The organism is Arthrobacter sp. 24S4-2, from assembly GCF_005280255.1.
Taxonomy (GTDB): Bacteria; Actinomycetota; Actinomycetes; order Actinomycetales; family Micrococcaceae; genus Arthrobacter.
In genome coordinates, this window is record NZ_CP040018.1 from 450,027 (window position 1) to 471,756 (window position 21,730).

Consider the following 21,730-nt stretch of genomic DNA (forward strand, 5'->3'; position numbering starts at 1 on the left):
TCAAATCGGAGGACTCAGTACCGGGCGACGACGGGGTGGAGCTGCATTCCGGCCATCCAGGCCAGATCCGTCACCGTGATGCCGTCCTCCGGGTTGAGGGCCTGGACCACGCGCCCGCCGCCAAGGTAGATCGCCACGTGGTAGAAATCGGGGGCCGATCCCCAGACCAGGAGGTCACCGGGCTGCGCCTGGGAGAGCGGCACGTGCACGGGCGCTTGGGCGTACTGCTGGGCCGCCGTTCGGGGGAGGTACTTGCCGGCTGCTGCGAATGCGTTCTGCACCAGGCCTGAACAGTCGAAACCGAGCGGGCCAGAGCCGCCGTACTTGTAGAAGTAGGGGGAGCCTACCTTGCCCAGTGCCACCGAGATGGCGGTCTGGTTTGAGCCACCGGGCGACGGCGCGGGAACAGGGGCGGGTGCCGGAGCCGGGACGGCCGGTGCAGGGGTGACCGGTTCGGGCTGGGAGGGAGCAGCCGGCTGGGGTGCGGGCGCTGCGGGAGCAGGAGGAGCCGGCGCTGCGGGAGCAGGAGGAGCCGGCGCTGCGGGAGCAGGAGGAGCCGGCGCTGCGGGAGCAGGAGGAGCCGGCGCGGCCGGACCTGGTGCCGCCGGTGCCTGCGGCTGCTGTGCCGCAGGCCGGCCCTGGGGCACAGCGGCCTGCACCTCGGTCTGGGAGGTGGTCTGGGAGGTGGCCTGCGCGGCGGCCGCAGCGGTTACGGCAGCAAGACGCTCCTGGGCACGTTGACGGTCCAAGGCGTCCACCCGGGCTGATTCAAGGGCCACGGTGGTGTTCTTGAGGTTTGCGAGCTGGTCCACCAGCACGGTCCGCTGGGACTTGGCCTCGGACACGGCCTTCACCTGGGCCGCATTGGCGCGTTCGGCGTCCGCCTTCCGGTCTTCCGCGGCCCGGGCGGCGTCATCGGCGGCGTGGTTGGCATCCTCCGCCGCGGCGGTCAAGGACTTGGCCGCCGAGGCGGCATTCTCGGCCGCTTCGAAAGCCCGGCTGCGGCTGGCGGAGATGGCTTCAAGGGTGGCAGCCTGCTCCAGGACTTCGCCCTTACCGCTGACAAAAGTGGTGAGGGTAGGGTTGAGCCCGCCGTTCCGGTACAGGTCCCCGGCGAGCTGTCCCACCTGCTTTCGGGTCTTGGCCTGCTCCGCCTCGGCTGATGCCGCCTTCGCGGACGCCAGCGTGGCCGCGTCCCGGCGGATCTCGAGGGTTACCAGGGCGTCACCGTAGGCGTTGTTGGCCTGCATAGCCGCGGCGAAGCTGGCTTCCTGGGCAGCGGCGGCGTCCGCCAGGATGCGATCGATCCGGGCGACCTGGTCCGCCGTCGCACTTTCACTGGCCTTGGCTGCCGCAATCTCTTCGGGAGACGGAATCTCCGGTGACGCCGGAACGCTCACGGCGGGCATCGCTGCGCCCGGAAGCGGTGCGGCCTGAGCCGGCAGGGTGAGGGATCCGAGGAGTACGACGGCGGTGCACAGCACAGCCGCTTTGCGGCCGGATCCAGTCAAACCCATCAAGTAACCTCGCAGCAGTCAGGCTGGAATGAGCGAGGAGTTTGAACTATTCACCCGTGGTTTCACAAGTAGATGCCCCGCTGCGGATGACCCAGCACACCCGAGGCTACGTGGCCAGCAGCAACTTTGGCAACACTGGTCACACCAATAACATAAACAACAACGATGTTATTTGGTCACATTGGTGTTCGGCGTGTCGGCAAAGGATTTGAACAAGTAGTCGCCACGCTAGCGGCCGTATTGACGCCGGATCTAGCCTGATCGGGACTGGGACGTGTTCACTTCGGGCAGGGGGATTCCTCGTGCAACTTCGTCGGTGGCGACAGCATTCCGCCCGCCCGCGGCGTGGAGGGGCGCGCGCCGCGGCCCTGCTGGCAGTGATCCTGATGGCGGTCAGTGTGCCTGGACCCCTCGCGGCCTCCCCGTCCGGCTACTGGGTGTCGGCGTCCTTCCCGGCTGCAGGTAAGAGCCGCTTCATACCGTCACTGGCAGTCGATCAGTCCGGCTCCAGGATCTACGTCTCGCACTCCTTGATCGGGAACCCCGGCAACGTAACAGTCCAGGATCCATCCACGGGCGCTGTCCAAGCCACCATTCCGGGAACAATGGGCACCGCCGGAGTGGTACTCAGTCATGACGGAGCGAGGCTCTACATCGCCAACAGTGGCATTACCGGGAGGCCACGCAATCCCGGGACAGCTGGCGTTATCCAGGTCGTGGACACCCGGTCCAACGCGGTCACCGCAAGCATTGAGACTGATCAGGGCGCTGCGCACCTGGCGCTATCACCGGACGGGCGCGCCCTCTACGGCACCATGTACCAGGGGCATAACGTCGCGTTCATCGATACGGCATCAAACGCTATTACCGCCAAAGTCCCCGTCCCCGGTTATCGGGGCAGTGTTGCTGTGAGCCCGGACGGCAGCACACTCTACATCGCGGACGCCGTTTCGGTTGCCATCTTTGTGGTCTCTGTCGGGGAGAAAGCGGTGGTGGAAACCATTGAAACGGGGCTTGGGGCTCTCTGCGGGGCACTCGATGGACTGGTCCTGAACCCCTCCGGCACGCAGTTGTTCGTGACTGGATGTGCAACCCCGGAGGGCGTAAATCCGACGGGCCTTATTATTCTGGATACCGCCACGCGCGCTCAGCACGCTGTCCCGCTCGATGGTCATGCCGCTGACGTCGCCTTTAGCCCGGACGGGCGCAAGGCCTACGTCACCGTCAGCGGGGGATACGGCCATGTCTCGGTCATAGACACGTCCACCAGATCCGTCGCAGCGACATTCCCGGTGGGGGAAGCGCCCCAAGGCGTCGTCGCCACCGGCGACGGCTCAGCCCTCTTCATCGTCCACGCGGGTTCGGAAGTTTCGCGGGTCGACCTGACAGGAAACGGGCGGCAGGCTTTCGCCGACGTCCCCGCCGGTGCCCCGTTCTTCCACGAGGTCAGTTGGCTCGGGAACTCGCGGATCAGTACCGGCTATCCCGACGGCTCGTTCCGCCCACTGGAATCTGTTCAGAGGGATGCAATGGCCGCCTTCCTCTTCCGGAAGGCAGGATCTCCCGCCTCGTTCGTTCCGCCTGCTGTCTCGCCCTTCAGGGACCTAAGCCCTGGGGACATGTTCTACAAGGAGATCACCTGGCTGGCCTCGCAGGGCATCACCACCGGCTACGACGACGGCACCTTCCGGCCCCGGACCGCGGTTTCACGTGAAGCCATGGCTGCGTTCCTCTACCGGTACGCCACAGTATTGGCCGGGGCACCCACCTATACCGCGCCGTCCACCGCGCCGTTTAGCGACGTCCGACCCGGTGACGCCTTTCACAGGGAGGTGAGCTGGGCCGCTGCCGCAGGAATTACCACCGGCTATCCAGACGGCAGCTACCGCCCCGGCGCCCCGGTTTCGCGGGAAGCCATGGCTGCGTTCCTCTACCGGCTCACCAACCCGGACAAACCCATGCCGCGTTAGCCGCGCAGGCCGGATCCGGTCAAACAACAAAAAAGGCCATTTGGCCACCTTGCGGTGCGGCGTGTCTGTCGCACAGCGGATCGCGCTTATGGCAAGCGCTGCTCAGCGCTCGCCGAGAAGGGTGATGATCTCCGACACCGGCCCTGTCTGCCCCAACGCGGGGAAAACGCGGGTGGCGCTGTTGTCATGGGCATGCGGGTTTGGATCTGTGATCGCATCAAGCGCCAGCACCACGTTGAAGCCGAGGTCGTACGCGTCGCGGGCCGTGGACTCAACGCCGAAGCTGGTCGCCATCCCCGCGAGCACCACCTGGGTTACACCACCCTCCGTCAGCAGGACGGCCAGGCCGGTGCCGGCGAACGCGCTCCAGGTTCGACGCGTGAGGGTGACGTCGTCGGGCTGCTGGTCGAGTTCGGGCAAGAGTTGTTTCCACTCGGGCGGGAAATCACGCGCACCCTCGCTGTACTCCGTGCGACCTGCCGGCGTTCCGTCGACGTTGGCGAGCACCACCAGGAGTCTTCGGCGGCGGAAGGCAGCAAGCAGTTCGCGGGCCCTGGCTACGACTTCCCCGGCAGGGTGCGCGGTGGGGTTGGCGACGGTGCCGACTTGCAGGTCGATAACGATCAGGGCGGCCTGTTCGTCAAGCGCACTTATGGACATGGAGGTTCTCCCTGGTGTTGCGGTTTGTCGGGACTTCCCGTGGCGCGGCCAAACCCCACTGTGACCTGTTCAAACAGACCGTTGGTAAGCGGTCGTGGGCATTAGGGAAATGTCACGATGACCTTGTCGGCCGCTCCCGGCGTGCTGGCTGTGATTAGCGCCTGTTCGACGTCCGCAAACGGGAATCGGTCGCTGATTATGGGCGCATAGCGCTCCCAGTTCTCGATGATGTCGTCGGTAACCTGGAAGATCTCGGTCGGATATCCGCTTGCCATCACGATGGTGAGTTCGGTGCTTAGGATGCCCCCAAAGTCGACTTCGATCGGCTTCTTGTGCACTGCGACGATGCCGAGCGTTGCGCCGTGCTTGGCGGTCTTGAGCACGGTTTCGATCACCGAGGGCGCTCCGGCCGCGTCGAAGAAAATATCCGTGCCCGGGCGTTTTTCGCCCGGCCGCCGCGGAGCGTTGCCGTGCAGTTCCACCAGCCTGTCTATCAGGTCTTCTTCGGCTGAGTTGACCACCGCGTCGGCACCAACCTGCAGCGCCGTGTCGAGCCGGGAAGCAATCATGTCGACGACGACCACGCTTTCAACGCCGCGAAGTTTGAAGCTGATCGCCGCGCCTAACCCGATCGGGCCGGCCCCGAAGACAACTACACGGTCTCCTGGGCGCGGATCGACGCGGTTGACGCCATGGCGGGCGACGGCCATCGGTTCGTTGAGGGCGGCTACGTCGAACGGGACGTGCTTGGGCACCATCGCGAGGCTTTTGCCCAACTCTGCGTTTTCGATCAGCAGAAAGTCAGCCAGCGCCCCCGTGGCGCCGCCGTTGCCGATGATCCCGCTCGGGGCCGCCATCGGATTGATCACCACGTGTGACCCAAGCGGTATCCCGGTCACGTTCGCACCGACCTCCACGACCTCACCCGCCGGCTCATGGCCGAGCGGCGTACTGCCTTCGCGGGGAGGGATGCCGCCTCTGCTGATGTAGAAGGCATCTGATCCACAGATCCCGCAGGCCCGGATCTTGACCAACACATCATTCGGCCCGGGGGCCGGGCGTGCAGCGTCGAGCACGGAGACCTGCCCGGGGCCGGTAACCACAACTGTTTTCATTCTCTCGGGACGCGTGTTCGAATCCGGTGTGTTCATGGTTGTTGATGCCTTTCGTTCTCCGCGACCTGCCACTCCTGCCCGAAGGGAAGACCAAAATCAAACTAGCCGAACGGCTAGTAACTAGCCGTTCGGCTAGTATAGGTCACTACGCGGGTTTCGTCGCCCCCGATGAGAGGAAACTGCATGGCAGCACTGGTTGACCACGAGGGCTCCGCGAGGTCGCGCGTCGTGGCGGCGGCCCAGGCACTCTTCCTGGAACGCGGTGTTCACGCGACTTCGCTCCAGATGATTGCCGACAGCATCGGCGTGACGAAGGCTGCGGTGTACTTTCAGTTCCGCTCGAAGCGCGAGATCGTGCTTGCGGTGATAGCTCCGGCAGTGGCCCGGATTGCGGACGTCGTGGCTAATGCCGAAAGCGAAGAGTCAGCGCTGCGGCGGTTCGACGTCGCGGTGGGTGGCCTGGTCGATGTGGTGATCGAGCAGGGACGGGTCGCATCCTTACTGCGTCGCGATACAGAGGTTGCCGAGATGGTCGAGGGCGATCCTGAATTCCGTGGACTCATGGCACGCCTGGATGAGCTACTCGTCGGCCTCGAACCGGCGCCCGACGCACGGGTCGCGCTTGCTCTGGCCGGGGGCGGACTCATGGCGGTCGGCTCGGACCCGAGCTGGACCCGCGTTGAGGCGGCGACCCTTCGGAGCGTGTTGAGTGAGGCGGTGCACCGGATACTGGCGCCATACCGGCCGCCGGGCGATTCCTAGGCGGTTGACCGGGGAGAACCTATGGCTGTTAGCCGGGCATTGACGAGGCGGTCGCTTGCCCGGCCATACTGCGCTCAGCCGCTCAGCCGCTCAGCCGCTCAGCCGCTCAGCCGCTCAGGCGTGCTGGTGGGACTCGTGTTCGGAGTGGCTCTCGGGCTCCAGCTGGAATGTGCAGTGCTCGGTGTCGAAGTGCGAGCCCAGGCAGGTGGTGAGCTTGTCCAGCACCTGGTCAGCGCCGCGGGCGCTCAGCACGGCGTCCTCTACCACCACGTGGGCGGAGAAGACGGGCACGCCGGAGGTGATGGTCCAGATATGGATGTCGTGCACGGATACCACGCCGTCCACGGACAGGATGTGCTCGCGGATCATCTGGACTTCAACGCCCTTGGGCGTGGCCTCGAGCAGGACGTCCACCACGTCGCGGAGCAGGTGCCACGCCCGGGGAAGGATCATCACGGCGATGACCATGGAGGCAATGGTGTCCGCCGCCTGAAAGCCGGTAACCATGATCACCACGGCCGCAACGATGACGGCGAACGAGCCCAGCAGGTCCCCAGCACCTCGAGGTAGGCCCCCGCACGTTGAGGCTCTCCTTCTGGGCGCCGCGCAGGATCAGCAGGGACCCCAGGTTGGCCACGGCGCCCAGGATGGCCGCATACAGCATCACATCGGTCTGGACTTCGGGCGCCGAACCGATCCGCCGGACGGCCTCGGTGAAGATCACCACGGAGATCACGATCAGCACCAGCGCATTGGCCAGGGCGGCCAGGACCTCGGCACGCAGGTACCCGTAGGTCCGCTGGTCGCTCGCGGGCCGGGTGGCGATCCAGGCGGCCAGCAGGGCAATGAACACGCCGGCCGCGTCGGACAGCATGTGCCCGGCGTCGGCCAGCAGCGCCAGGGAACCGGAGATCACGGCGCCGACGATCTGGATCAGGACCACGGCAAGGGTGATGCCCAGGACGGCGATCAGGCGTTTGCGGTGCTGGCCGGTGGCGGTAATGCCGTGCGAGTGGCTGTGGTCGTGTCCCATGCCTACAAGGCTAGCTAGTCCCAGCCCAGTTCGTGCAGCCGTTCGTCGCTGATGCCGAAGTGGTGGGCAATCTCATGCGTCACTGTTATGGCCACTTCCTGGATGACCTCTTCGCGTGAGGAGCAGATTTCCAGGATGGGCCCGCGGTAGATGGTGATGCGGTCCGGGAGCGAGCCGGCGCCCCACCAGGCATCGCGTTCGGTCAGCGGAACGCCTTCGTAGAGCCCCAGCAGCACGGTGTCCGGGTCCTCGCCGGGCTGCGGGATGTAGTCGTCCTCGATGAACACGGCCACGTTGTCCATGGCACGCGCCACGTCCGGCGGGATGCGTTCCAGCGCGGCGCTGACTGCCGATTCGAAATCTTCCTCGGTCATGGGGAACGGCGTGCCGTCATCCGCGCCGTCCGGGACGATGGGGAGACCTGGCGGCAGGTTGGCGGGCATACCAAGACTCTAGCGGGATTTTCGCCGCGTCAGCCCCACGCCCAGCAGGCAGATCACGCCGCCGACAAGGCCCCACGCCGTGGGCACTTCACCGAGAACCAGCCAGGAGATGAGGATTGTGGTGCCGGGGACCAGGTAGGTTGTGGCGGCCAGCCTTCCCGCGTCGATGAGCGAGAGCGCGTACGCCCACGTTGTGAACGCGATCGCCGTCGGGAAGATCCCCAGATACACCAGTCCCAGCGTGGCCGGCAGCGGGGCCCGCTGCAGTTCGCCCAGCAGCTGGCCGCTGAACGGCAGGCAGCAGATGGCGCCGATCATGATTCCGAACCAGGTGGCCTGCGCCGCGGGGAACTTCCGCAGCACCGGCTTCTGGACGATGACGCTGACGGCGGCGAGCACGGCGGCGAGGAGGCAGAGCAGCACGCCCACCACATCCGCCGTCGACCGTTGACCGGAGCCCAGCGCGATGACTGCAACGCCGGCGAACGCTATCAGGCTGCCGATGATGAGCCAGCGCGGGAATCCCTCTTTGAGGATCACTCCGGCCATCACGGCGACCAGGATGGGGTTGACGTTGATCAGCAGGGCCGCGGTGCCGGCGTCGAGCGTGTGCTCCGCCGCGTTGAGGGCCACGTTGTAGCCGCCGAACCACATCACGCCGTACGCGAGGATGGGCCACCACTCCCGGCCTTTGGGCAGGTTCCGCAGCTTGGGCAGCACCACCAAACCAAGCACGACGGCGGCGATCGCCAGCCGTCCCAAGGTCAGGGAACCGGGGGAGAAGCTGGGACCCACGGCGCGGATGCCCACGAACGCGGACGCCCACAGGACCACCGTGATGACGACGGCGGCGACGCCGAGCTTGTTGACCGGCGAGGGCCTGGGAGCGGGCGGGATGAGTGCCGGCTTTAGCTGCGGGGCGGGTGCGGGGGCAGCGTGCGGAGACCCTTTGTGGGGGGCTGCGGACGGATTGGGGCCGGATTCGGCGGTGGTAGCCATGCTGCCAATCTAGCCCTTGGCGCCGGTGTGGGGCTGGCGGAAATCGGTCACGTCTAGTCGAGATCCTGCCATAAACATGCCTGGTTGCTCCCAGCAATCCCTGTTACTGCCGTTTTGCGCGTGCGATCATGGCCCCGGAATTCGCAGCTGCATCATGTGGCGGCCCTGGTTGTCAGGTAGTAGTAGGGGGTGAATCTGGCTCTTTCGCCTGACGGGATGTTGGACCTGACCATCGATGCGTCCTCCAGCCTGAGCAAGTGATATTGCACGCTGGCCCGGGGCGAGTTCACTGCGTCGCTAATATCCGATATCCGGCTTGCTCCGCGCCGTGCGAGATGGTCCACGATTTGGGCGCGGACCGGGTTGGGCCGGAGCTCGATTGTCTGCGCGCCCCCAGCGGTGGGACCCGCGATTCTTGTGCCGTTGATTGTGCCGTTCATTCCGCTGCCTTTCAAAGCTGACTCGCAATTACACCCCAGAACTGTTGCAGACAGATTTCATACTCGTTGTGGTGCAGGCCGGCTGAGGATCACCACAGGGAAAATCCTTCCCGGGCGGTAGCGGATGCCGTGACTGTTCACCCTGAATGGACTTGCATGGCCGGAGGCGGACTGATGTTGTCGATTGGCTGATCGCCGAGGAAACGCTTGATGCAGCGGGCATGGGCTACCTCGCTGATGCGTATGAGCTTCAGCTCGATGACGGTCGCTGGCTTGCTGTGCGCCTTACCGAAGTCTCTCCGGAGGCAATCAAAGTAATGAAGGATGACTGGAGTGCCGCCGACGCACCTCAGCTGCACTTCGCGCTTCCCTTCCCGAAGCCGGCTCGGCTCCGGGCGCGCGAGATGTCTTTCTGACGGGTCGGCTGACGGACAGCCGACGGCGGCCAGTATGGCGTACCTGATTGGGAAGCGGAATCCGGGCGGCCGTGTGTAGGTTTGGGCCATGACTCCGTTGTTCGATGTGTGGCCGATGTTCGGCCTTAAGATCAGCAGCCCCCGGCTTGAACTACGGCTCGTCCGGGACGAGGATTTGCCCGGTGTCATCAACGCCGCCCTGGCCGGCATCCATGACCTGCCGTGATGCCGTTTGGAGTGTCTTGGACGGATGCGCCGGGAAACCGTGACCACCTGTTCGTGGCTTTCCCAGGAGTATCAAGGTCGGGGTCTCGGTAAGGAGATGCGGGCTGCGGTGCTGCTATTTGCAGGAAGGGACGGCAATCACGAATTTAGGTGGGCGCTGTCCCCCGGCTGACGGGCGGCCTACCGAAGGACGCGCGCGGCGTCCTGGATCGCTGCTGCGACCCCGTCCAGGACGGTGGAACCATAGCGCCACTGCTGCCAGTGCAGCGGGACGTCCACGAACGACTTGGGGGCCAGCGTCGTCAGCGCACGATGCCCGAGGTCGTCGCCGATCTCAATCTCGGGTAGCAGACCCCATCCCATGCCCAGCCGGATGGCCTCACCGAATTCGTGGGCGGCGGGCACATAATGCCGCGGTGGCTGGAGAGGTTTGCGGCTGAACCGCCGAAGGTAGCGGTCCTGGAGGTCGTCCTTGCGGTCGAAGATGATGACGGGGGCCAGCGCAAAGGCCTCGGCCGTCGCACCGCCGCGGAACCAGGTTTCGGCGAAGTCCGGGGTGCAGACCGGCAGGTATCGCATGATGCCGAGCCGGCGGGAGGTGCAGCCGGGAGCCGGTTTGGCTGTGGCCGTGATGGCCGCCGCCGCTGCGCCGCTGCGGAGCAGTTCCAGTGAATAGTCCTGGTCCTCGCGCAGGATTTCCAGCTGGACCGTGCCGGCCACCGCAGCCAGCCCCGCCAACGCCCAGGTGTGCAGCGAATCACTGTTGATCACCAGTGTGAGGCGCGCGTCCGGATGCGCGGTACCCGGCTGCAGCTCCTCGGCGAGGTCCGCGGAAAGCATTTCAAGCTGGCGGGCGAACCGCACCACGGCCTGGCCGGATTCGGTGAGTTCAATCGGCCTGGTTCTCCTCAGGACCGGACGGCCGACCGCCACCTCGAGGGCGCGGATGCGCTGGCTGACGGCGGAAGCGGTGATCAGAAGGTGGCTGGCGGCGGCGTCGAAACTTCCCTGGGTGACGATGGCCGCCAGCGTACGGGCCTGATCCGGGTGAATGTCGATCATTAGCTCATCTTATCTACTCGAAGAATGTTTAACTGGTTTCATGATCGATTTCCTCCTAGCGTTGGGAGCGTGATCATCCCCGTGTTTTCAGGCCTGGCCAGCGGCCTGTCCCTCATCGTTGCCATCGGCGCCCAGAATGCCTTCGTCCTCCGCCAGGGCCTCCAGCGCTCGCACGTCGCGCTCGTTATTGCCGTCTGTGCCGTCTCCGACCTGGTCCTGATTGTGCTGGGCGTGGCGGGCATCGGCATCGTGATCGAACGCGCGCCGGCAGTACTGGACGTGGTGCGCTGGGCGGGCGCCGTCTTCCTGGCCGCCTACGGTGCCCTTGCCGCCTGGCGGGCCGTCCGCGGGCAGGCGCTGGAACAGCTCAACACGGGGCGGCCCGTCAGTTGGATGTCCGTCCTGGCGACCGGCCTGGCCTTCACCTGGCTGAACCCGCACGTGTACCTGGACACCGTTCTGCTGCTCGGGTCACTGGCCAGCACCCACGGCCCGGACGGCCGGTGGTGGTTTGCCGCGGGGGCGGGACTGGCAAGCATCGCCTGGTTCACGGCCCTGGGCATCGGTGCGCGGTTCCTGACCCCGGTTTTCCGGCGCCGGAGCGCGTGGCGCATGCTTGACGCCGCCATCGCCGCCGTCATGGTCACGATGGCCATCTTGCTGGTTGCCTGAGCCGTATCGGGCCTGTTTATGGGCCCGTCTCCCGGTGCGGCTGCCGCGGCGGCCGCAATGCCGTTAGGGGGCCCATGGGCCCTTGTCCGCTCAGCGCGGCGGGTTCAGGATTGCTGGTATGACAGCATCTGCAGCCTCGGCGCGTGAACGAAGGCGGGCAGCCATCGGCACGGCGGTGTTCGCCGTTGCCCCCGCAACCGCGGCAGGTGTGGTGCCGTGGCTCCTGACCCGCTGGGAAGCGGCGGCGCCGGTTCCCGGCGGAGTGCCGGTGCAGGTCACCGGCGCCCTCCTGATCGGCGGGGGCGCGGCCGTGATCGCCAACTCCTTCGTGCATTTCGCCGTTGAGGGCCTGGGGACGCCCGCGCCTTTTGCCCCGCCCAAGCAACTGGTGGTGGGCGGGCTCTACAGGTACGTGCGGAATCCGATGTACGTGTCCATAGCTGCCGCCGTCGCCGGGCAGGGACTCCTCCTTGGCCAGCCGAAGCTCTTCGCGGCACTGGTTATCGGCGCCGTCCCGGTGGTGGCATTCGTCAGGCTGTACGAGGAGCCCACCCTGGCCCGGAAGTTTGGCGCGGAATACGAGGAGTACCGCCGGAACGTGCCGCGCTGGCTGCCCAGGCTCGCACCATGGCGGCCCGAACCATGGCGGCCCGAGGGGCCGGAAGCCTCCGGACGTTAGCGGCGGCTCCCGCCGCTATTTTCCTTGGCTCGCCCACTCCAGCAGCCGGTCCAGCCGCCAGGTGGTGACAATCCGTTCGGCCGGCACGCCGTTCGAGGCCGCGCGCTCCGCGCCGTACTGCAGGAAATCCAGCTGGCCCGGCGCATGGGCGTCACTGTCGATGCTAAAGAGGCAGCCCGCATCGAGGGCCAGCTGGATCAGCTCGTCCGGCGGATCCTGACGCTCGGGCCGGGAATTGATTTCGACGGCGACATCCTGTGCGGCGCAGGCCGCGAACACGCGCTTCGCGTCGAACTCGGACTGGGGCCGGGTTCCCCTGGATCCCTGCAACAGGCGGCCCGTGCAGTGGCCGAGGATATTCATGTGCGGATCGCTGATGGCGCCCAGCATCCGTTCGGTCATGGTGCGCCGGTCGGCACGGAGTTTCGAGTGGACGCTCGCCACCACAACGTCCAGCCGGTCCAGCATGTCGGGCGTCTGGTCCAGGGTGCCGTCCTCCAGGATGTCCACTTCGATGCCGGCCAGCAGGCGGAAGCCGCCGCCGCCGTCGTTGATCCCCGCAACGACGTCCAGCTGCTCCGTGAGGCGTTCGGCGCTGAGGCCGTTGGCGATCTTGAGGTTGGGGGAGTGGTCTGTCAGTGCCAGGTACTCCCGGCCCAGAGCCCGGGCGGCGTCGGCCATGAGTTCGATCGGGGACCCGCCGTCGGACCAGTCGCTGTGGCTGTGCAGGTCCCCGCGGAGTGCAGAATGCAGTTCAGCGCCGCCAGCGGCCAACGGCTCCTGTCCGCGCTGCCGCAGGCCTTCGAGGTAGTCGGGGACGCCGCCGTCGACCGCCTGCCTGATCACTTCGAAGGTCCGGTCCCCGATCCCCTTCATGCTCTTCAGCCTGCCGTTGCGGGCGCGGGCCGCCACCTCGTCAGGCTCCAGGCCCGCGATGATCCCGGCAGCTTTCCGGAATGCCTGAACTTTGAAAGTGGGCGCCAGTTCGCGTTCCAGCCAGAAGGCGATCTCATTGAGGGCATCAACGGCATCCATCTGTCCATCTTCCACCCACGTTGCACCGGATCTTGCACCCGTGCGAGGCCGATTTTGGATATTCCCGAGGTCTGCCCTACACTTTTATAGTCCAGTTCGGAGCAACTCGAAAAGGGCAAGAGCGAAAGGCTTCGGCCCTTTATTTTTGCCCTGAATGCGCCGAATTGAGTTCAGGCCCCCATCGTCTAGCGGCCTAGGACACCGCCCTTTCACGGCGGCGGCACGGGTTCGAATCCCGTTGGGGGTACGCAAGGAAGTGGTCAAGCCGGGCCAAAAAGTCTGGTAGGCTAAAGGCCTTGAAAATTTGCGGTAGCGATACGGCAGACAGCAAGAAGCACGCAGTACAAGCAGTAAACAAGCAAGGCCCTGTAGCGCAGTTGGTTAGCGCGCCGCCCTGTCACGGCGGAGGTCGCGGGTTCAAGTCCCGTCAGGGTCGCTCTGATTGCCAGAAGAAATTCCGGCTGTCATGGTGACATGTCACCTAGGCTCTGTAGCTCAGTTGGTAGAGCGTTCGACTGAAAATCGAAAGGTCACCGGATCGACGCCGGTCGGAGCCACCAGCTAGAACCCCGTTGTTCCCAGTGTTTACAAGGGAATAGCGGGGTTTTTTCATTCTTGACGAAGATGACTAGTCAGCTTGGAACAGGCGAAAACAGCTAGAGTCAGGGGCTCTCCTCGGGTATTCCCTTGGTAGCCGTAGGTCGCCAATAAGGGGCGCAGGTCCTAGGTCCCCCAAGATAGTGCGTTGCTGACAGCAGCACACCGTGCTACGGTCTCGCTGACTCAAACCAAGTGTTCTGTGGGGGCTGACATGAAGTGAGGCCACGAGGCGGCAGGATGTGCATTATGTCGAGAGAAATACCGCCGGCGCTCCTTGCACTCCTCGAAATGGAGCCAACCCCCAGTAGTCTTTTTCCAGGCTTCGCCAACCGTGGCTCTATCAGATGTACTGATCCGCCGACCAGACGGGGCAGTATATCTGCCGCTCCCGGCGGCTGAGCGCCTGGAGGCGTCCCCCTACTGATTCCACCGATACTCCCAGTGCCGACTCCTCAAATGATCATCAAAGGCCACGTGCGGATTTGTTGAGAACAGCCGACGTGAGACACATTGACGAGACGATCCCGGGACCGGGATCCCGTAATCAGCGCCGGGTTCGCCCAAACGCCGTCAGTCGGCCGTGCCGTCTCGATAAAGGATCCTTTACTGAGACAGTTCGCGAGGTCTTTGGGTGCCGCTACGCGCGGTTCACCCCGAAAAAGTTCTTGCCGTGGGCGAAGATTGGGCCATGGCAATGGGTATCCGCGGACTAACCGCTGTGATCTACATGCAGACTGGGTCCGTGCCGATGATCCAAGGTGCCTCCTCGTGAAGCAGATGAGGCTCCGGTACGCCGGAGCGTGTCGCCTGTGTGGTGCCTCTCTTCCGGCCGGGACAGAAGCGATCTATGAGAGCGAGACGAAGACCATCCGCTGCTTGGTGTGTACCACCGAGGCCACGGAAACTATGTCCCCGACCCGGAACCACCTTGTGATGAGTCGTTGTCCACTGGGTCCGGAGTAGCCGGGTCGTCTGCCCGGCGCGAATATGAGCGCCGCAAGGCGAAGGACGAGGAAAAGCTCCGCGAGAAGTGGGGTCGCTTCGGTGGCCTGGCAGTCGCTCTTTCTGACGAGCGGTCGCACACCAAGTCCTGGGATCGGGGCGCGATCGGTGAGGAACGCCTCGGCGCTCGGCTTAATGCCCTGGCCGCCGATGGCCTGGCTGTCCTCCATGACCGACGCATCCCCGGCTCGAAGGCCAACATCGACCACATCGCCATCACTCCCGGTGGGATCTGGGTGATCGATGCCAAGCGGTACAAGGGACGGCCTGAACTGAAGATCGAGGGTGGCATCCTTCGCCCACGCGTCGAGAAGCTCTGAGCTGCCGCGGGGATTTCGGATAGCGGGCCCTCTTAAAATGGGGGTCTACCGAAAGTAGAGATCAGCATGACCGCATCACGCAAGCGATTTACCCAGGAGTTCAAGGACGAGTTGTGCCGCGAGGTGATCAACACGTCCAGGCCGATCAAGGACGTGGCCACCGCGTATGGTGTCGGCCCCGAGACGCTCCGGAACTGGCTGGTCAAGTACCGCGCGGCCAACGGCGGCACGGAGGCGGATCTGACGGTGTCGGAACGGGCGCGGCTGAAGGAGCTCGAGCGTGAAGTTCAAGAGCTGCGGGCGGAGACTGCCTTTTTGAAAAAAGCCAGCGCTTACTTCGCGCGGGAGCAGCGGTAGTGAGCAAGTATGAATTCATCGATTCCCAAAAAGCTGAGCCCGCCAATCTGAATTCGGTCGTGAGAATGTGCCGCTGGCTGGCCGTCTCGACGTCCGGTTTCTATCACTGGGCCACCCGCCCGCAATCGGCCACCTCGGGGCGCCGCCAGGGCCTGACGGCGCGGGTCCGGCACTTCTTCGAGGAGTCCGAGGGCACGTACGGGTACCGGCGCATCCATGCCGATCTCGCCGCGGAACAGACCGAGTGTTCTCCGGAGTTGGTGCGGCAGATCATGCGCTGCCAGGGCCTGGTGGCCTGTGTGTTTCGTCAACTTTAAGTAGGCCATTTCAGCGCTAAGAATCAGGCCACCTCGGCACGTTTCCAGGCCCTTTCAGCTGTTTGGTTATTTCATCAGGGCATTTTTGACCCGGTAGGACTCACCACGGAATTGCAGCAGGCGCCCGTGGTGCACCAGCCGGTCGATGACGGCTGCTGCCATGTTGTCGTCCCCGAACACCGTTCCCCAGCGGGAGAATTCGAGGTTGGTGGTGATGATGAGGCTGCGTTTTTCGTAGCCGTCGGCGATGACCTGGAACAGGAGTCTGGCCCCTTCCGTGTCGATCGGAAGGTAGCCCAGTTCATCGATGGCCAGGAGCTGGTTTTTGGCCAGGGAGGCGAGTTCCTTGTCCAGCCGGTCCTCGTCCTTGGCCCGGCGCAGCATCATGACCAGGGCGGAGGTGGTGAAGAACCTGGCTGGGATGCCCTGCCGGCATGCGGCTGCCACCAGGGCGGTGGCCATGTGGGTTTTTCCGGTGCCGACGTCTCCGTAGAGGACCAGGTCCTGGGCCCGGGTGATGAACTCCAGGGATTCGAGGGGTTCGCGGCCGTAGTCCTCGGGGAACCTGACACTGGTGTAGTCGAATCCGGTGAGTGTTTTCATGGCCGGTAGCCTCGCGGATTTCAGCAGCCGCTGGCGGCGTGATTCCTGCCGGGATTCGTGTTCCGCGAGCAGGACCTCGTGGAGGTATTCGCGTTGTTTCGGGGTGCCTTTCTCGGCCCATTCGGTTAGCACGCTGCCGGTCAGTGAGGTATGTTTGCCCGCTTCGAGGATGTCTTGGACGGTGATCGGGTTCATGCGACTTCTCCGGTGCTCGTGTTAAGGGTGGTGAAGGTGTCATAGACGCTTAAGTCCACGTTTGCGGCGGCCGGTTCGGTGCCGTGGGCCAGCCGGCGGGCGAGCATGCCCAGGGCCGCCATGTCCGGGGTGTCTCCGCGGCGGATCAGCGTGTCGGCGGCGGCAATCGCGGCGTCGAAGCCAGCGGACCCGGACGCAGCATCCACCGCGTTAAGCAGCCGGCGCCGATCGGTGGCCGTTGCCTTGTCCAGCCAGTCGCGCACCGGATCGGTGACCAGGGCCCGCAGCGGGGAATGGCCCCACGCACCGGGCTTGGTCACCAGCAATGGCAGCAAGGACGCAGGCTCGAAGATCGTCTCGGTCTGCCGCCCGAAGGCCCGCGGGAAGGACCTGACGGGCTCGGCATGTTCATCGAGGATCTGCACCACGTCGTGGCGCAACCCGACGGTGAGCATCCGCCCGTGAAAGGCTGGCCCGGCGGCGTAGGTATTCCCGTCAATGAGCAGGTTCCCTGTCTTATCAGCCTTGCGTGACTCGTAGCGCACCGGGTCGAACCCGATCCCGGGCAATGCCAGGGACGCTGCCCGGTCCTGGACGAACAGCTCGCCCAAGGGCAGGCCTTCGCGGTAATGCGTGGTGGCTGCCAACGCATCGCACCGCGCCAGCAAAACCTCGTTGAGCCCGGCCAAGGTGGCGGCCTCGGGCTCGGGGACCATGAGGTTGCGGCGCAGGAACCCGACCGCGTTTTCCACGTTGCCCTTCTCATGTCCCGAATACGGGTTGCAGTAGCGGGATTCGGAGCGGTAGTGCAGCTTGAACGCGGCGAACAGCTTGGACTCCACGACCTTGGTGCCCACCCGGCGCCCGATGCCCGTGGCATTGTCAAAGACCAGGTGCCTCGGAGCGGCCCCGATATGTTCGAACACCGTCCGCAGTCCGTGGCAGACGCATTCGGCGGTCTCGCCGCGGTAGGCCTGGACGAAGCGCATGTTCGAGAACGGGAAGGTCACCACCAGGATGTGCAGAACCTGCCGGATCCCGGCGATGATGGCCTCCGCCTGCCCGAAGTCGACCTGCACCGTCCCTGCCGGCCACACCAGCTCGGTATATCCCTCCCCGTCCTGCCGGTTGCGGGCAGCCCACTTCTTCACGTGGCGTTGGACCGGAGAATAGGTGCCGGTGAAACCATGCTCGTCAACGAGCCGGTCGAAGATGCGTTTGGCAGTGTGCCGCTGCTTGCGTGGCCGGCGCTGGTCCTCGGCGAGCCACACCTCGATGATGCGCTCGAACCCGGTCAACACCGAGCCTCCGGGCCGGGCCGAAGCCGCCGGCGGTGCCGGGGAGAAGTCCTGCTGCTCGGCGTACTTGGCCACCGAATCACGGCTGACACCCAGCCTGCGGGCGATCTCACGCCCCGGGACTCCCTGGGAATCGAGCCTTCTGATATTTTCTTGAACGGACATGGGTACCGTCATCTGCTTTCCAGCCCTTCCGGCGCAATCGCTCTGTCAACAGCAGCGCCGTAAGGAACCTATCTGGGGTGGCGGGCCCATGTTCCCAACACACTGGGAACCGCCCCGGGCCACCGGCTGATCTCAATCTCTGCGCAATCCCAAATCCATGATTTGAACGGGAACCGCCTGGCCTGATTCTTAGCGCTCTTTTGGCCGGAAACCAGCCACCAACTCGGCAGGATTTCTCGGCTGAAACGGCCTACAGATAGTCGATCACACACAGCCTGTCAACCACGTCCGTTCCGCATCACCACCGAGGCTGATGCTGAGGCTGCCGCGGGCATGCCCGACCTCCTCAAGCGGGACTTCACCGCCGACCGTCCCGGGGTGAAGTTCGTCGGCGACATCACCTACATCCACACCTGGCAAGGATTCGTCTACCTCGCCACCGTCATCGACTGCTACTCGAAGAAAGTCGTCGGCTGGTCCATCGCCGATCACATGCGCACCGAGCTCGTCGCCGACGCGCTCAAGAACGCCGCCGCCACAACCCGGATCGAGCCTGACGCGATCTGGCACTCCGACCGGGGCAGCGTCTACACCTCGACCGAGTTCAGGGCCCTGGTGGCCAGCCTCGGCATGCGCTCCTCGATGGGACGCACCGGCGTGTGCTGGGACAACAGCATGGCCGAATCGTTCTTCTCAGCCCTGAAAAACGAGCGTGTGTACCGGACCGTTTATGCGACAAAATCACAAGCCCGGAGCGACGTCATCCGGTACATCGAGGGGTTTTACAACAGCCGGCGCCGTCACTCCGCGCTCGGTTACCGGCGGCCCAACGAAGTCCACTATGGTTATCAACAGCCAGCCTTGGCAGCGTAGAAGAATCCACTAATTCCGCTGTCCGAAATCACCGCAGCAGCTCACTCGAACTCCGTCTCCGTTCCCGGGACAACGGGAAGCAGAGCATGTTCAGTAATCATTCGACAAGGCTCTCACGGATGAGATGGGGCGTGTCCCGGTGAAGGTTCCTTATGCCGGACATGGAAACGGCTGTGCAGCCGGCTTCTGACTTTCGGTGCAACAGACTCGGAAATACATTTCGAGGCAGCCGGGACAGGTGTCTCGGTTCCAAGAAACTTGGACGCGTCCCGGCGGTCTTCCGGAAGAGTTAGTGGAAGTAACTGGAAGAATCGGTGGATGACTCTGATAGTTGCTGAAGTCCCGGCCCGGCTTCGACCCGCGCTCCTTCAAATGCTCGCGGCGTGCAACGATGAGCATCGAGTGCGTGCTGCATGGTTGGAAGGCTCTTTTGCGCGTGGTGGGGCCGACGAATGGAGCGACATCGATTTGCACCTCATTGTTGAAGAACCTGAGACGTTCGGCGCTGTTGAATGGCTGGGATCGCTGATGCCTCTGGTGCTGGCGGATGCCATCCCGGGGTTACCCGGTGCCTTCATCTGTCTAACGCCTGATTGGCTTCATATCGACCTGAACCTTCACTCGTTGGAAGAAGAACTACGCCAGGAGACAACGCGACAGGTACTGGTGGACAAAGATGCACTGATCCCCAGCACATCGAAGGCCGGGGTGTCTCCTGGGGCGCCCTTTTTCCGGCGCAGCAGGCCCAAATCTTCCTGTATTTGATGGGTAACACCGTGGCTGCCCTACACCGGGGCGACCTCATCGCACTCTCACAAACAACAGTGATGATGCGCGATGGTCTGTTGGTTCCGCTGATGCTGGCTGAGAACGGGATCGTGAACGAGACCGGGGCCAAACGTGTTGCCAGGCATCTGAGCAGGGAGCAACAGGACTGCCTGGAGCGATTACCAGCCATCGGCCTGACCGAGGGTGGACTACGGGAAGCGCAGTGGGCTCTGGCTGTGGAGTACCTGGACAGGGCAGGCTCGCCGACGTGTGTCACGCCCCTTGGCCGACCGAGCTGGAGCAGGCCGCCAAACGGTTATGGCTGCACGAACTCGGGATCGAGCTGTAGGATATTCCTGCTTCCAGCAGCACGTCCGGAAGAGCCGGCAGCCGCTGGGCGAGGAGTGCTGCCAGTTCGCACCGAGTGCGCCTTCGGACATCTTCCCAAGGTCCCCGCCGCCGAATAACCGGCCTCAGTACGACGCACACCAGGGAGCTGCAAGCCATGACTGGCGGTACGCGGCCGGGCACTTAGCAATTGCGCGACGTGTTTGGGCGCTGCCCTGGTCCTCACAAGGCGAAGTGCTTGAGGACATCTCTTGCCACTTGAACCGGTTTGCGTCTGGTTGTTTCGATGATGGCTTCGTCCAGGCCTGCCGCAGTAAGTGCGGAGTTGAGCTGGCGATAGCGCTTGAGGTGCCATTGAAGGCTGGAGTCTTGCTCGGGCGTGTAACGGCAGCGGAGCCGCTTTTCTGTCTCTTCTTCGGTGGCTATGAGACGGATGGGCCGGACGGGTAACTCGAATATGGCTCCGTAGCGCGCGCGGTCCTGGAGGGTGGCAATGACTCCACCGACGACGAGTTGCCGTGTGCCCGTGTTTTTGTAGTTGCGCCACACGGCGGCCATGTTGGCGGCCTCGGTCGCAGTGTTTGTGGGGTCATTTTCGCTTGGGGGCCATGAACGATGGAACCAATCGACATCCATCAGGCTGAATGGTTTCTGAGCCTGTGAAAGCAAGTCACCAATGTGGTCCAGGGTTGATGTTTTCCCGACGCCGTAGGTTCCGTTGAGGAAAATGACGAAGTCTGTTGGGCTCACGTTGAGTCTCTCTGAAGCGGTTGTTGAGCAATCGAACGAACGGCACTCGGTCTGGGTCGGCAGGCTGGTCTTCGCCAAGTGAAGCATCTCCGGCTTAGTCCACCGATACCAAAAGATCAGCGGCGGCAGCGTCGCCTCAGCGGCCGGCCAGCTCCGGATCCCGGATCGGAGCAGCCCCCTGGGCGACACCGGACCGGAGATCTACCGCCCTGAACTTTTCGTCAAAGGTGTCCCCGCTGCCTCCACTGAGCGCGGAGGCGAAGGCCAGCAGGAAGTAGAGGGGCGCGAAGGACCAGCAGACGGACCTCCACCCACCGAGCCAGGCTCCCGACGTCGTGCCGTCCGCGATTCTGACGGACCTCATTCCCACAGCAGCATCACCAAGGCTACCGACGGTCCCACAGACCATCCCATAGGCAAACAGGACCACGAACCAGATGACAGCCAGGGCGGCGAAATACAGCCCGCCGCTGGAAAGCAGGGCCAGGGACAGCGAGCCCAACGCAAGGTTCTGGACCAGTGAGTTCAGCACGGCCATCAAGATGACGCCAACCACGATGACAACCACAGCATCCAGTCCACGGCCCCAGAAGTGCGGCCAGCCCGCTTTTGATACGTAGTAGGTGCCCGACGCCGGGTGGACGCGGACGGGGCGTCCATTGACGGCGTCGATCAGCCCGGTGTTGCTGCTGGATGATCTTCCTGCCACGGTGATATCCCCCTATTCCAATGCCGAATCAAAACAGACTGACCTTACCTCTACTTGGAAATGGTTTTGGTCTGGAGAAGCAGGGAATGCAGGACTTCGGTGTTGAGGCTGAATTGACCTTCGTCGTGCAGGAGGATGCCAAGTTCCTGGAGCACAGCCAGGTGCGGCAAGGCTTCCTGTGCTGAAAACCCGATCAGGTCTTCGATCTCTTGGCCCGTATAGAAATGTCCGGCTTTGATGCTTCTGAGGATCGCCATCCTGGGTGCACGCCGGATGGCGTTCAGCGCGTGCAGGGCAGCCCCGCGGCCCCCGTTGGCCGGCGCTACAGGAGCCGTGATCAGTGCATTGGGCATGTCTGTCCTCTCATTCCCTGCACCCGCCGACTCGGGGAGTCTGC

Annotated in this window: 21 protein-coding genes, 3 tRNA genes and 3 pseudogenes; 13 read left to right on the forward strand and 14 right to left on the reverse strand. The window is 64.2% G+C overall.

Annotated features, from left to right (window positions below; genetic code table 11):
- Positions 1-14: 14 nt before the first annotated feature.
- Positions 15-1,517 carry a C40 family peptidase gene (locus FCN77_RS02165; RefSeq protein WP_137320929.1) on the reverse strand — a complete coding sequence of 501 codons (1,503 nt, stop codon included), beginning with the start codon at positions 1,515-1,517 and terminating at the stop codon, positions 15-17.
- A gap of 398 nt (positions 1,518-1,915) precedes the next feature.
- Here FCN77_RS02165 and FCN77_RS02170 point away from each other — a divergent pair, with 398 nt between their 5' ends.
- Positions 1,916-3,487, forward strand: a complete 1,572-nt coding sequence (locus FCN77_RS02170; RefSeq protein WP_175417106.1) for an S-layer homology domain-containing protein — start codon at positions 1,916-1,918, stop codon at positions 3,485-3,487.
- Positions 3,488-3,589: 102 nt separating this feature from the next.
- Here FCN77_RS02170 and FCN77_RS02175 read toward each other — a convergent pair whose 3' ends face one another.
- Together FCN77_RS02175 and FCN77_RS02180 are read right to left on the reverse strand one after the other, a co-directional pair.
- Positions 3,590-4,147 (reverse strand): isochorismatase family cysteine hydrolase, encoded by a 558-nt coding sequence (locus FCN77_RS02175; RefSeq protein WP_137320931.1) that lies wholly within the window; start codon positions 4,145-4,147, stop codon positions 3,590-3,592.
- Positions 4,148-4,248: 101 nt separating this feature from the next.
- Positions 4,249-5,298: a zinc-binding dehydrogenase gene (locus tag FCN77_RS02180; RefSeq protein WP_254678815.1), complete on the reverse strand. Its 1,050-nt coding sequence runs from the start codon at positions 5,296-5,298 to the stop codon at positions 4,249-4,251.
- Positions 5,299-5,445: 147 nt separating this feature from the next.
- Here FCN77_RS02180 and FCN77_RS02185 point away from each other — a divergent pair, with 147 nt between their 5' ends.
- The gene (locus FCN77_RS02185; protein WP_175417107.1) at positions 5,446-6,024 is read left to right on the forward strand and encodes a TetR/AcrR family transcriptional regulator; all 579 of its coding nucleotides are present in this window, start codon (positions 5,446-5,448) and stop codon (positions 6,022-6,024) included.
- A gap of 114 nt (positions 6,025-6,138) precedes the next feature.
- Here FCN77_RS02185 and FCN77_RS02190 read toward each other — a convergent pair.
- The 4 genes and pseudogenes from FCN77_RS02190 to FCN77_RS02205 form a co-directional block, all read right to left on the reverse strand.
- A pseudogene (locus FCN77_RS02190) lies at positions 6,139-7,057 on the reverse strand (cation diffusion facilitator family transporter).
- 14 nt (positions 7,058-7,071) lie between these two features.
- Positions 7,072-7,500 carry a metallopeptidase family protein gene (locus tag FCN77_RS02195; RefSeq protein WP_137320933.1) on the reverse strand — a complete coding sequence of 143 codons (429 nt, stop codon included), beginning with the start codon at positions 7,498-7,500 and terminating at the stop codon, positions 7,072-7,074.
- Positions 7,501-7,509: 9 nt separating this feature from the next.
- Entirely contained in the window at positions 7,510-8,499 is a 990-nt protein-coding gene (locus FCN77_RS02200; protein ID WP_137320934.1) for a DMT family transporter, read from the reverse strand.
- A 152-nt stretch (positions 8,500-8,651) separates the two neighbouring features.
- Positions 8,652-8,939 carry a winged helix-turn-helix domain-containing protein gene (locus FCN77_RS02205; protein WP_137320935.1) on the reverse strand — a complete coding sequence of 96 codons (288 nt, stop codon included), beginning with the start codon at positions 8,937-8,939 and terminating at the stop codon, positions 8,652-8,654.
- Between the two features lie 146 nt (positions 8,940-9,085).
- Between FCN77_RS02205 and FCN77_RS02210 the strand changes: the two genes are divergently transcribed.
- Both FCN77_RS02210 and FCN77_RS25775 read left to right on the forward strand, forming a co-directional pair.
- On the forward strand, positions 9,086-9,355 hold the full coding sequence (locus tag FCN77_RS02210; protein ID WP_137320936.1) for a hypothetical protein: 270 nt from the start codon (positions 9,086-9,088) through the stop codon (positions 9,353-9,355).
- Between the two features lie 88 nt (positions 9,356-9,443).
- Complete coding sequence (locus FCN77_RS25775; RefSeq protein ID WP_175417108.1) at positions 9,444-9,581, forward strand: hypothetical protein; 138 nt, start codon at positions 9,444-9,446, stop codon at positions 9,579-9,581.
- A 179-nt stretch (positions 9,582-9,760) separates the two neighbouring features.
- Here the strand turns inward: FCN77_RS25775 and FCN77_RS02215 are convergent, their stop codons facing one another.
- Positions 9,761-10,642, reverse strand: a complete 882-nt coding sequence (locus FCN77_RS02215; RefSeq protein WP_137320937.1) for an ArgP/LysG family DNA-binding transcriptional regulator — start codon at positions 10,640-10,642, stop codon at positions 9,761-9,763.
- Positions 10,643-10,711: 69 nt separating this feature from the next.
- Between FCN77_RS02215 and FCN77_RS02220 the strand changes: the two genes are divergently transcribed.
- Both FCN77_RS02220 and FCN77_RS02225 read left to right on the forward strand, forming a co-directional pair.
- Positions 10,712-11,314 carry a LysE/ArgO family amino acid transporter gene (locus FCN77_RS02220; RefSeq protein ID WP_254678816.1) on the forward strand — a complete coding sequence of 201 codons (603 nt, stop codon included), beginning with the start codon at positions 10,712-10,714 and terminating at the stop codon, positions 11,312-11,314.
- A 118-nt stretch (positions 11,315-11,432) separates the two neighbouring features.
- The gene (locus FCN77_RS02225; RefSeq protein ID WP_137320939.1) at positions 11,433-11,993 is read left to right on the forward strand and encodes an isoprenylcysteine carboxylmethyltransferase family protein; all 561 of its coding nucleotides are present in this window, start codon (positions 11,433-11,435) and stop codon (positions 11,991-11,993) included.
- Between the two features lie 15 nt (positions 11,994-12,008).
- Here FCN77_RS02225 and FCN77_RS02230 read toward each other — a convergent pair whose 3' ends face one another.
- Positions 12,009-13,028 carry a PHP domain-containing protein gene (locus tag FCN77_RS02230; protein WP_137320940.1) on the reverse strand — a complete coding sequence of 340 codons (1,020 nt, stop codon included), beginning with the start codon at positions 13,026-13,028 and terminating at the stop codon, positions 12,009-12,011.
- A gap of 174 nt (positions 13,029-13,202) precedes the next feature.
- Between FCN77_RS02230 and FCN77_RS02235 the strand changes: the two genes are divergently transcribed.
- From FCN77_RS02235 to FCN77_RS02255, 5 genes and pseudogenes are all read left to right on the forward strand, one after another.
- Positions 13,203-13,275: transfer RNA gene (locus tag FCN77_RS02235), tRNA-Glu, on the forward strand.
- A 115-nt stretch (positions 13,276-13,390) separates the two neighbouring features.
- A tRNA-Asp gene (locus tag FCN77_RS02240) sits at positions 13,391-13,464 on the forward strand.
- A gap of 48 nt (positions 13,465-13,512) precedes the next feature.
- Positions 13,513-13,588: transfer RNA gene (locus FCN77_RS02245), tRNA-Phe, on the forward strand.
- Positions 13,589-14,569: 981 nt separating this feature from the next.
- Positions 14,570-14,950, forward strand: coding sequence for a nuclease-related domain-containing protein (locus FCN77_RS02250; protein WP_254678817.1), 381 nt, complete (start codon positions 14,570-14,572; stop codon positions 14,948-14,950).
- 66 nt (positions 14,951-15,016) lie between these two features.
- Positions 15,017-15,606 (forward strand): annotated as a pseudogene (locus tag FCN77_RS02255) (transposase); the annotation flags it as partial.
- Positions 15,607-15,690: 84 nt separating this feature from the next.
- On the opposite strand, the gene istB reads toward FCN77_RS02255, so the two are convergent.
- Positions 15,691-16,422, reverse strand: coding sequence for an IS21-like element helper ATPase IstB (istB, locus tag FCN77_RS02260; RefSeq protein ID WP_175417109.1), 732 nt, complete (start codon positions 16,420-16,422; stop codon positions 15,691-15,693).
- On the reverse strand, positions 16,419-17,885 hold the full coding sequence (gene istA, locus FCN77_RS02265; protein WP_137320941.1) for an IS21 family transposase: 1,467 nt from the start codon (positions 17,883-17,885) through the stop codon (positions 16,419-16,421). The genes istB and istA overlap by 4 nt, the downstream gene beginning before the upstream one ends.
- Positions 17,886-18,161: 276 nt before the next feature.
- Between istA and FCN77_RS02270 the strand changes: the two are divergent.
- Positions 18,162-18,758: pseudogene (locus FCN77_RS02270) on the forward strand (IS3 family transposase); the annotation flags it as partial.
- Between the two features lie 318 nt (positions 18,759-19,076).
- Entirely contained in the window at positions 19,077-19,523 is a 447-nt protein-coding gene (locus FCN77_RS02275) for an aminoglycoside 6-adenylyltransferase (protein WP_137320942.1), read from the forward strand.
- Positions 19,524-20,096: 573 nt separating this feature from the next.
- On the opposite strand, the gene FCN77_RS02280 is transcribed toward FCN77_RS02275, so the two are convergent.
- The 3 genes from FCN77_RS02280 to FCN77_RS02290 are packed head-to-tail and all read right to left on the reverse strand — an operon-like array spanning position 20,097 to position 21,686.
- Complete coding sequence (locus tag FCN77_RS02280; RefSeq protein WP_137320943.1) at positions 20,097-20,702, reverse strand: hypothetical protein; 606 nt, start codon at positions 20,700-20,702, stop codon at positions 20,097-20,099.
- A gap of 58 nt (positions 20,703-20,760) precedes the next feature.
- Positions 20,761-21,333 carry an RDD family protein gene (locus FCN77_RS02285; RefSeq protein ID WP_175417110.1) on the reverse strand — a complete coding sequence of 191 codons (573 nt, stop codon included), beginning with the start codon at positions 21,331-21,333 and terminating at the stop codon, positions 20,761-20,763.
- Between the two features lie 50 nt (positions 21,334-21,383).
- Positions 21,384-21,686, reverse strand: a complete 303-nt coding sequence (locus FCN77_RS02290; RefSeq protein WP_137320945.1) for a hypothetical protein — start codon at positions 21,684-21,686, stop codon at positions 21,384-21,386.
- Positions 21,687-21,730: the final 44 nt, after the last annotated feature.